The following is a 10,094-nucleotide window of genomic DNA, read 5'->3' on the forward strand; positions in this document are numbered from 1 at the left end:
AAGGAAGCGGTGGGTCGCACAGGCAAACCGGCAAACTTCGAAATCACGGACGAGAAAATCCGAAAGTACGCCGAGGCCACGAACGAAGACAATCCCCTCTTTGCCAGCGCCGAGAGACTGCTGGCCCCACCCTGCTTTGCCTTCACCTATTCCTCGCCCGGAATGGCGCGCGTGCTAGGGCGCCCGGACCTGGGCGTCGATTTTCTTCGGCTCGTGCACGGCGAGCAGGTGTTTCGCTACCACCAGCCTGTGTGGTCCAACCAGAACGTGACCAGCCAGGCGATCATCGCAGGAGTCGAGACCAAGGACACCGGTGAGACACTCACCATTGATACCCGCGCGACCAATAAAGCAGGCGAGCTGCTCACCGAATCCCGCTTTGTCTTTTTCATTCGCGCAAAGGATGGTGCTTCAACCAAGAAACCCCCTGAGCCCGAACCGGCACGCAACTGGCTGTTCAAGACCGTCATGGAAGTCACCCCCGATCAGGCCACCCGCTACGGACAGGCCTCGGGCGATCGCAACCCCATCCACATGGACCCCGAGGCGGGAAAGCGCGCGGGCCTCGGCGGCGTCATTCTCCACGGCCTGTGCACCATGGCCTTTGCTTCACAGGCCGTGATCGACGGATGCCTGGACGGGGATGCCACGCGGCTCAAGCAATTTGGCAATCGCTTTGCACGCCCGGTGCGCCCCGGAGACACTGTCACCACGCGCGTCTGGAGCGAGGGAGAGGGCCGCGTCGGGTTCGATGCCCTCATCCAGGACGGCACCATCGTGCTCAAGAATGGCGTCGCCGAGTTCGTCTGAGTCTGGAGAGAGCTGATGGTCGCAAATCACATGGATGCAATCGTGCAGATGTATCCCGAGCTTCCCTTCCACAAGGTGCTCGGGTTCGAGATCCTCAAAACCGTCCCCGACATGGCGCGTGTACACCTGCCCTTCAAGAGCGACCTGGTCAGCAGCGGCAACGCCTACCATGGCGGGGTAATCGCCTCGCTCATGGATCTCACCGGCGCGCTGGCTGCCTGGAGTGGTCACGACCCCCAAAAAGGAACGCGCGCGGCTACTGTCTCCTTCACAGTGCAATACCTCGCCGCCGCCCGCGGTGAAGATATCATCGCCGAAGCCCGCGCCACCGGTCGGGCGAAAGAACTCATCTTCTGCGATGTCTCCGTCCGTACAAAGGAAACCGACCGCCTGATCGCGATCGGCAACCTCGTGTACCGAACCGGCTAAGAGCCGCTTATGGACTCACGATCACAATATTCGCAGTGGGGGAGTATTTACTTCCGTAATTGCTTGGGGTCAGAAGCGTGAAAGTGGCGGAGCGGACGGGACTCGAAATCGGGCACCCGGAGGGTGTCTCGAGGGAGTTGAGAGGCATTGAGTGCCGCAACACGCCGCACGTTTTCTCAATCCACGGATTTGCGATGGCTCTTGCGGTTCACTGAGGCACCGATGCGCCTTGCCCCTTGTATGGCTGAGATCTCGCTACCTTCCCACCAACTTCCGGCATACTTTCTCTGTTAGAGGATCCATCGGGAAGTAGCTCTCGATGCGCAGCTCCTCGAGCATCACCGTCTGCCGGCTGCTGAATCGGGTGATGGTGGTGTTAGGATGAGAGGACATCGTCTCCGAGCCGGAACTTCAGCAGCAGCACTGGCCAGGGGCATAGAGGGCTTCAAACATATTCTCACGGGGATGGTTGTAGAAAACCGGTGCAGGCCACGAGCACTGCGAAATTCGCAGCGAGCTTCCTAGCTGGCGGCGGAGAGAGTAACGATGTCGCGAAGGGACGCTGCTTCGACCCTGTGGCGCCCGGAGTTCTTGGCGCGATAGAGCAGGCTGTCAGCGGCTTCCAGCAGGCTTTCGCCGTCGAGGTTCGCCCCGGTGTGGGAGGTGACGCCGATGCTCACCGTCACATTGAATTGCTCACCGCCGCAACGAAACGAGAGCGCCGCGACGGTGCGGCGGATGCGCTCTGCCAAAACCCGCGCACCTTCGAGGTCCGTTTCAACGGCCAGGATCGCAAATTCCTCTCCTCCCACGCGGGCTGCGATGTCCAAGTCAGAGCGGGCAACGCCTGCAAGGGCTCGGGCAATCTGTCGGAGCACTTCGTCTCCAACAGCATGCCCGTAGGTGTCGTTGATCTTTTTGAAGTGGTCGATATCGCACATGAGAAGCGACATGGGGCGGCTTGCACGCCTGGCCCGTGTCACTTCCTCGGAAAGCTCCGCCATGAATCGCCTGCGATTGGCCAGGCACGTCAACGGATCGGTCAGTGAGAGCGCCCGAAACTCCGCTTCCCGCTCGCGCGAGAGCTTTGCAAGGAAGGTCATCATTGCCAGCTGCCTCGAAAGTGCCTGGAACTGTGCTTCGCGTTTGTGCCATGCGCCCGCAAGAAAGACGGTTCCGGCCAGAGCCATAACTGCGAGCACCAAAGGCGCGCCGTAGCCAATGAGCTGCGCGTGGCTGAATAGGCGCATGGCGTGATTTGGACCCGCCAATGCTGCCCGCGCATCGGCGATCGCCGCGATGGGTGGCAGCCCGCCCGGAAGGGGCACTTGCAGCGCGGCGCCGCCGTCGCACGAAAGGGTCAGCGACATCATCATTATCGTCACGAATACCCGGACTGCGGATTCCATTGAAACATCCCCTCCCTGCATTTGGGCCGCCCCTCACCCAGTGCCCGCTAGGGCACTGTGACCACGGCCACTGCGGGCTCACCCGCGCTCCCCATACAGATGAGGAAGAGCTCCGTGCCGCCGGTCTGCCCGTGGGCGAGCACGCCGCCGCCAAGACCGGCAACGGACGTTACCAGCACGCTGCGGTCTTCGTCGTTGAAGAGGTGGCAGCTCTCAGCATAGGTGCTGGTCCATGTGATGTTGGTGGCGTCGGCCTTGAAGGAATCGATGCGCACCGCGCTTGGGTCGTAGTGACGCCCGTCATCGACAGTTTCACTGCCTGTGCCGTCGATGTCGCTCTCGGTTTGTCCATCGGCGCGGGTGGTCTGCGCCTCCCAAAGGCCCTCGCCGATGGCGGCGTCGGCGGCGGCGTTGTCGCCCGCGTCGATGCAGCCTGTATCGGCGCCTGCGGGATCAAGAAACAGCTCGCCACCCGCGTTGGGTTGTTCGAAGGGCTGGCCCGTAAGGGTGACATTGCCAGTGCCTTCGATGTCGGTCTCGTTGCAGGTGTGGCTGGCCGTCAGGTTGCCGCTCCCGCTCACGACGATCTCCGAGCTCACGGGATTGCTGGATGCAGGGTTGTCATCGAGGTTTCCGTAGAAAGCGCCGTTGATGACCTCCACGCTGCTGGATTCCACAAGAATCGCTCCGCCCACGCCGTCGTGATCATCGTCGAGAAAGTCGGCTTCGTTGGACTCGAAGCTCACGTTGATGAGGGACGAGTCGTCCCAGAGGAACGCGGCACCACCGTCGGATTCAGCGAGATTGCCGCGAAACGTGGCGTTGATGAGCGTGAATTCTCCGGAATCGTTGTAGACAGCGCCGCCCTGGTCGCCGTAGTTCTCGGCGAACGTCGCGTTGACGAAGGTGGTGGCATCGCTGGCCAGTATATACAAGCCCCCTCCGTACGTGGCGCTGTTGCGCGAGAAGGTGAGGTTCATTGCCATGAGCGAATAGTCGTCGGACATCCCGCCGCCATTGGACATCCCCCCGCCAGAGGAATGGGGGCCGCCCTGGTTGTTCACGAAAGCGACGTTGCCCATCGCCGTATCCGACATCAGGAGGCACAGTCCGCCGTTCCCCCAGGTTCCCGCGTTCGCGAAAAGGATTACGTCCGAGAACGATACGCCTGAAAAACCGGTGAGTATCGAACAATTGAAAGCGGTGTTGTGATGGAAGACGACGTGATCAATGCTCAGCCCGCTCACGCTGTCGTTGTACATCGCGCTCCCGCTGATGCACTCGAAGGGGCCGTCACACGGATAGTCGACATGGCCGCCGGTTACCTGGAAGCCCGAAAACCGGGCGCTGCTTGCCCCCACAACCACGTGCCAGGAGTCGTCGGTGGTGGGCCCGTCGCCGGTGTTGTCGCCGTCCAAAATCGTGGGGTTGGCAATCCAGTCGCTGTCCTCGTGCGTGCACTCGCCGCCGGTGAACCCGCCGAAGACCGACACCCCCTCGGCCATGGTGAGTACGGGGTCCGTGCTTCCCGACTTGTAGGTCCCGGCCGCGACCCAAACTTCGTCACCGGAGGTGGCCGCGTCCACAGCCGCCTGAACGCTGGTGAAGGCGCTCTCCCAGGTAGTGCCGTCTTCGTCGCCCGAGTCGTTGTTCTGATTGACGTAGAGCACGTTTTCAGGGGGCTCGCAGGCAGGTAGAGCAATCGGATCCTCGGTGAGCGGGCATCCACCCATGAGGGCAGCGATCAGCAGTGCCAATGCGCTCAAGCTCCATTTTGCGTTTTCCGGTTTCTTCATATCCATGCTCCCGCCTTCTTGTTGCTTACGGATTGATCGCCGTTGCCACGGCCGGCTCGCCCGCGCTTCCCATGCAGATGAAGAAAAGTTCGGTGCCGCCCGCCTGCGCGTGGGCCAGCGTGCCGCCGTAGAGATCCATCTCGGGAACCGCAATGATGGTCTTGTTTGCATCGTTGAAGAGGAAACAGTTGTCGGCATAGGCGCCGGTCCAGGTGGCGTTGGCCCCGTCGGCGCTGAAGGAATCGATGCGCACAGCGAAGGGATCGTAGTGACGCCCGGCATCGGCCTGCTCGGTTCCCATTCCGTCGACGTCTGCCTCACTCATGCCGTCGGCCCGGGTGGTCTGCGCCTCCCACAATCCCTCGCCGATGGCGGCGTCGGCCGCGTCATTGTCGCCCGCGTCGATGCAGCCGGTATCGGCGCCCGCGGGGTCAAGAAACAGCTCACCACTTGCGTTGGGTTGCTCGAAGGGCAGGCCCGCGAGCGTCACGTTGCCGGTGCCGGAAAGGCCGGTTTCGTTGCAGGTGTAGCTCGTGGTGATGGCGCTGCCCTTGACCGCAAAGGTATCCGCCGGTGCGGGGCCGCCGACCCCTTCGTCGTTGTGGTCGAGATTCCCGTAGAGCGCACTGTTTGTAATCGTTATCTCACCATCGGTGGTGAAGATGGCGGCGCCTTCGAAGTCGTAGCCCTCGTGCTCGACGAAATCGGCCTCGTTGTAGGCGAAGGTGCTGCTGGTAATGGTGGCATCGGCCCACAGGTGCAGGGCCCCGCCGACGACGGCCGCCATGTTGCCCTCGAAGCTCGTGTTGGTGAGCCAGAGCGAGCCGATATCCTGTTGCAGCGCGCCGCCCCTGTAGGCGGAGTTTTCCCTGAACGTCGCGCCGACGATGGTCACCGATCCGCCGTTCTGCCAGATCGCGCCACCTTCATGCGCATTGTTCCGGACGGCGGATGCATTGGTCACCATCACCGTGGAGTTGGTCTCGGTGAGTGCGCCGCCTTCGGATGCACCGCCGCCGTGGTTGCTGACGAAGGCGATGTTGTTGAGGGCCACCTCGGAGTCGCCGATCAGGAGTCCGCCGGTTTCCTTGGTGCCGGTGTTGCCAAAGTAGATTGTGTCCGCGAAAGAAACGCTCGAACGAACATTGGAAACGGGTGCAAAGAAGCCTGCGTTGCCGTGGAAAATGACGTGATCGACACTCAGATTGCTGACATCAATGTTGTACATCGCGCTGCCGAAGACGCAGCTGGGGACGTCACCGCAGGGAAAGTCCCCATAGCCGCCGGTCACCTGAAAGCCTGAAAACCGGGCACCCGAAGCACCTTCGACCACGTGCCAGGCATCGTCGCTCGTGGGTCCGTCGCCAGTGCTGTCGCCGTCCAAAGTCGTCGGGTTTACGATCCAGTCGCGCTCGGCGGCACTGCACTCGCCCCCGGCAAATCCGCCGAGAACGGAGACCCCATCGGCCATGAGGACGAGAGTCTCGTTGCCGCCCGACTTGTAAGTCCCCGCCGCGACCCAGACTTCCTCGCCGGTAGTGGCCGCGTCGACCGCCGCCTGGACAGTGGTGAACGCACTCTCCCATGATCTGCCGTCCTCGTCGCCCGAGTCGTTGGCCTGATCGACGAGGAGCACCCCTTCGGGGATCTCGCAGGGAGTTTGAGCAATCGGATCCTCGGTGAGCGGACACCCGCCCAAGAGGACACCGATCAGCAGTGCCAGTGTGCTCAAGCTCCACTTTGCATTTCCGGGTTTCTTCATATCCATGCCCTCGCCTTCTTCTTGTTTACGGAACGATCGCAGTTGCCACGGCGGGCTCGCCTGCGTTCCCCATGCAGATCAAAAAGAGTTCGGTTCCGCCCGCCTGAGCGTGGGCGAGCATTCCGCCGTCGAGATCCGCTTCGGGGATCACTGCCACGGCGTCGTTTGCGTCATTGAAGAGGAAGCAGTTGCCCGCATAGGCGCCGGTCCAGGTGATGTTCGTGCCGTCGGCGCTGAAGCTGTCGATGCGCACCGCGAAGGGATCGTAGTGACGCCCGCCGTCGGGGGTCTCCGTGTTCACGCCGTCGATGTCGCTCTGGGTTTGCCCGTCGGCGCGGGTCGTTTGCGCCTGCCAGGTTCCGAACCCGAGCGCGGCGCTGGCGATGCCGGGGTTGCCGGCGTCGATGCAGGAGGTGTCCGCGCCGGCAGGGTCGAGAAAGCTCATCGGGCTCGCCGTGGCGTATTCAAAGGGCAGGCCCGCGAGCATCACGTTGCCGGTGCCCGCGATGCCGGTCTCGTTGCACGAGTAACTCGCAAGGAGGGTGCCGCCGATGATGTTGAGCTCCGAAGTCATCGGGGAACCGCCGTCGTCCTGATCGAGATTCCCATAGAAGGCGGCATTGCTGATTTCGTAGTCGCCATCGATGGTGGCAACCGCGCCGCCCACGCCGTCGGTCATGTCACCGGTGTCGGCGTCCGCCTGGTTGGAATCGAAGGTGACGTTGACGAACTCACCGAAATCGTTGGTGCTGCCATCGAGCAGGATCGCGCCGCCGCTCTCGGCGGCCACGTTGCCGCGAAAGGTCACGTTGGCAAGCAGGAAGGTATCGTCAGTGTCGACAGGCTGAGTGATCTCTCCCGCGCGCAGTCCGCCGCCGACGATGGCCGTGTTCTCGCTGAAGGTCGCACCGACGATCGTGACCAAGCCGCTGTCGATGTTGACCCCGCCCCCGTAGTCGGCCTCATTGCGCACGAACGTGACGTTGCTTGCTGTCACAACGGAACCTTGATTGGCGACGTCCAGGCCGCCTCCGACACTGGTTACGTCTCCCATATTGTGAACGAACGCGACGTTGTCCAGATCTAGCGTAGTGGAGGCGCTCTCCATGCCGGCCGTGGCGGAATAACCGGTGTTTCCGACAATCAGCACGTTGGAGAACGAGATTGTGGCGCCGAAGTTGTAAATCGTCGCGCCGTCCGTGTGGTTGTCGTGGAAGATTACGTCGTCGACGAACATCTCATCGAGGCCGGCGCCGAGATTGGCCATGCCCGCACCCGTGGTACAGTAGGGGCCGAACTGCGGGCAGCCCGCTTCGGTATTTCCTCCGGTGACGCGGAATCCCGAGATCCGGGTGTATCCGGCACCCCAGATCACGCTCGCGGCATCGTCCAGGGTCGGCCCGTCGTCGGTCTGGTCGCCATTGAGGATCGAGGGATTGGCGACCCAGTCGCGCGCGCCGCGCATGGTTTCGGTCCCGGTAAAACCGCCGAAGAGCGAGCCGCCGGGCACCATCTGGGCCACGGGGAAGTTGCTGCCCGAGGTATAAGTCCCCGCCGCCACCCAGACCTCATCGCCGTATTCGGCCGCGTCGATAGCGGGCTGGACCTTCGTGAAGGCTGTCGCCCAGGTGAACCCGTTTTCGGTACCGGACACGTTGGAGACGTCGACGTAGAGCACGCCCTCGGCACCGATGCACGGATCGGGCGGGTCGATCACGTCACCGTCATTGTCGGCGCGCAGCCCGTCGCACTGGCCGTCCCCGTCACTATCAGCGTCATTGGGGTTGGTAAGAGCCGCAACTTCGTCGCCATCGGACAGGCCGTCATCATCTGAATCAGCGTCGGTCGGATCGAGTTCAAAGGGATCGCGCACGCCGTCGTGGTTGAGATCCTCGAGCCCGTCGGAGAGCCCGTCGCCGTCGGTGTCGACAAGTGTTGGATCGAATCCGCCGATCACCTCCACGCCGTCGAGAATGCCGTCGTTGTCGGAATCGGAATCGCCGGCGTCGCTGCCGTAGATCACCTCGTCGGCGTCGGAGAGCCGGTCGAAGTCCGAGTCGATGAGAATCGTCACGACCAGCGGATCCGAGACGTTGCCGTCGGTGTCGGTCACCGTGAAGGTGAGCGAATCCTTGTCGTTGTAGTTCATGTCCGGCGTGTAGGTGACGCTCAGCGGTGCCGGGCCCGTGTTCACGTCCAGCGAGCCGTTGACCGGAAGCATCCCCACGTTCACCGTCAGCTCGGCTACCAGGTCCTCCCCATCGACGCCAGTCAGCTCGATGACGCCCGAGCTGTTTTGCACCACGCTGACCTCGAGGTCGGCCACCGCCACCGGCGCCAGGTTGACGTCATAGATCTCGCTCTGAATACCACTGAGGTTGCCCGCGCTGTCACGTGCCAGGAACTTCACCGTGAACAGGCCGCTGGCCAGATCGCCGACCACCGTGATGGAAGAGCTCCCCACCGTTACGGTGCCGTTTCCAGCAAAATCAGGATCGCTGCCGTCGAGTGTGTAGGAGATGGCCCCGCAGGCAACGTCATCGCTGCAGACGAGCAGCACGTTCACTGGCGCATCGAACATGCCACCCGAGGGGCTGGCAATCACCATGGGGGAGATCACGTCTGTATTGATCTGCGTAAGCGTATCGTCGTCCGAGACCGCGTCGCCGTCGAGATCCACACCGATGGGAGTGTCCATCGCATTGACGACCACGGCGACGTTCTCTCCGCTTTCATCGGCCACTGTGTTGAGGCGCACCATCGGCGGGCTTCCGGCGATGAGGAAGAACTCCGCAATGCCGTTCCCGTCCTGATCGATCCCCACACTGCCGGAAGTGTCCGAGGGTATGTAGATCCACTCGGGGACCGCATCCCCGCTCAGATCCACGCCGTCGGCCACGCTGTCGTTGTCCACGTCAACCGTGGTCCCTTCAACGGTGGTGCCGCCGGTAGTAGGAATCCTGATCGTCGTCACCGGCGAAAGAAGCTCCGTCTGCGCGATCGCATTGCCCGTTTCGGTCCCCTCGCATCCTGCAAGCACCTGAACCAGCAGGGCTAGCCCAATCCATCCCCAAGCGATCCTCATGACTTCTTATCCTCCGTTAACGGAACCACATGGAAGCCCAGGGTGTAGACTTCCTTGGGTTCGCCCGAATCGTTGTTGTCTTTGTCTGCTTTGGTTTCGTGCCAGGCCGTGATCTGCTGAAGGAGCTCGCGCCGAAAGTCGTCGATTTCGGCGCACACCTGCTCGTATTCCCTGGCCGTGAGATTCACGGTGACCGAGGTGATGTTGCGCTCGCTTTGCGGAACGCCGTCCAAACTCTTGATCGCCTTTTCCCACATGGTGCGGTGGAAGTTGCGGGCCGCCAGCGATTGCAGGGTGGGCTGGGAGAGCAGCGTCGGGCTCGCCGGTTGCAGGCGGCCCTCGTCGTCGCGAATGGCCAGTCCGGTTTTCTCCAGAAGGGTGATCGCCCGGCGGACTTCGCTGGGTTTGACCTGGGCACGAAATCGCTTGGCGATCCACGCCGGGTCTTCACGGAAATCCTCGTGGTGCATCAGTTCGCGAATGGGAATCGCGATCCAGTGGGTGTAGACGTCGAACTGCGCCTTCTTGAGTTCCACGCCCTTGCTACGCGCCCTGCGGATGCGGCGAAGCAGTCCGTAATACTCGTTGCGCTCGGCGTCGCTGCTTGCCTGTCCCAGCAGCACCAGCGCTTCGAAGAGCTTTTCTTCGCTCTCACTGAGGCCCAGCCCGCGGGCGAACTTGGGAATGGAGGCTTCTGAGAGATTGCGCTTTCCATCGGCCACGAGCATCAGGAAATTGGAGGTAGAAAACCCGGCACGCCGCGAGAACTGCCGGTAGGAAAATCCGCGCTGGGTTTCCTTGAG

General features: G+C 62.3%; 7 protein-coding genes. 2 read left to right on the top strand and 5 right to left on the bottom strand.

What is annotated here, in order from left to right; genetic code table 11:
• Nucleotides 1-810 (top strand): MaoC family dehydratase N-terminal domain-containing protein (locus KDH09_11695; GenBank protein ID MCB0220350.1); only part of this gene is annotated, 810 nt, incomplete at its 5' end.
• Between the two features lie 15 nt (nt 811-825).
• On the top strand, nt 826-1,239 hold the full coding sequence (locus tag KDH09_11700) for a PaaI family thioesterase (GenBank protein ID MCB0220351.1): 414 nt from the start codon (nt 826-828) through the stop codon (nt 1,237-1,239).
• A gap of 521 nt (nt 1,240-1,760) precedes the next feature.
• Here the strand turns inward: KDH09_11700 and KDH09_11705 are convergent.
• From KDH09_11705 to KDH09_11725, 5 genes are all read right to left on the bottom strand, one after another.
• Nucleotides 1,761-2,648 (bottom strand): GGDEF domain-containing protein, encoded by an 888-nt coding sequence (locus KDH09_11705; GenBank protein ID MCB0220352.1) that lies wholly within the window; start codon nt 2,646-2,648, stop codon nt 1,761-1,763.
• A gap of 47 nt (nt 2,649-2,695) precedes the next feature.
• The gene (locus tag KDH09_11710) at nt 2,696-4,444 is read right to left on the bottom strand and encodes a hypothetical protein (GenBank protein MCB0220353.1); all 1,749 of its coding nucleotides are present in this window, start codon (nt 4,442-4,444) and stop codon (nt 2,696-2,698) included.
• Between the two features lie 25 nt (nt 4,445-4,469).
• Nucleotides 4,470-6,212: a DUF1565 domain-containing protein gene (locus KDH09_11715; GenBank protein ID MCB0220354.1), complete on the bottom strand. Its 1,743-nt coding sequence runs from the start codon at nt 6,210-6,212 to the stop codon at nt 4,470-4,472.
• Nucleotides 6,213-6,231: 19 nt separating this feature from the next.
• The gene (locus tag KDH09_11720; protein MCB0220355.1) at nt 6,232-9,291 is read right to left on the bottom strand and encodes a chitobiase/beta-hexosaminidase C-terminal domain-containing protein; all 3,060 of its coding nucleotides are present in this window, start codon (nt 9,289-9,291) and stop codon (nt 6,232-6,234) included.
• Nucleotides 9,288-10,094 (bottom strand): TIGR02147 family protein (locus tag KDH09_11725; protein ID MCB0220356.1); only part of this gene is annotated, 807 nt, incomplete at its 5' end. The genes KDH09_11720 and KDH09_11725, both read right to left, overlap by 4 nt.

This window comes from Chrysiogenia bacterium (assembly GCA_020434085.1).
Taxonomy (GTDB): Bacteria; JAGRBM01; JAGRBM01; order JAGRBM01; family JAGRBM01; genus JAGRBM01.

Coding starts and splice junctions, on each gene's coding strand:
- KDH09_11700 (MCB0220351.1), top strand. CDS start 826: ATGGTCGCAAATCACATGGATGCAATCGTGCAGATGTATCCCGAGCTT.
- KDH09_11705 (MCB0220352.1), bottom strand. CDS start 2,648: ATGGAATCCGCAGTCCGGGTATTCGTGACGATAATGATGATGTCGCTG.
- KDH09_11710 (MCB0220353.1), bottom strand. CDS start 4,444: ATGAAGAAACCGGAAAACGCAAAATGGAGCTTGAGCGCATTGGCACTG.
- KDH09_11715 (MCB0220354.1), bottom strand. CDS start 6,212: ATGGATATGAAGAAACCCGGAAATGCAAAGTGGAGCTTGAGCACACTG.
- KDH09_11720 (MCB0220355.1), bottom strand. CDS start 9,291: ATGAGGATCGCTTGGGGATGGATTGGGCTAGCCCTGCTGGTTCAGGTG.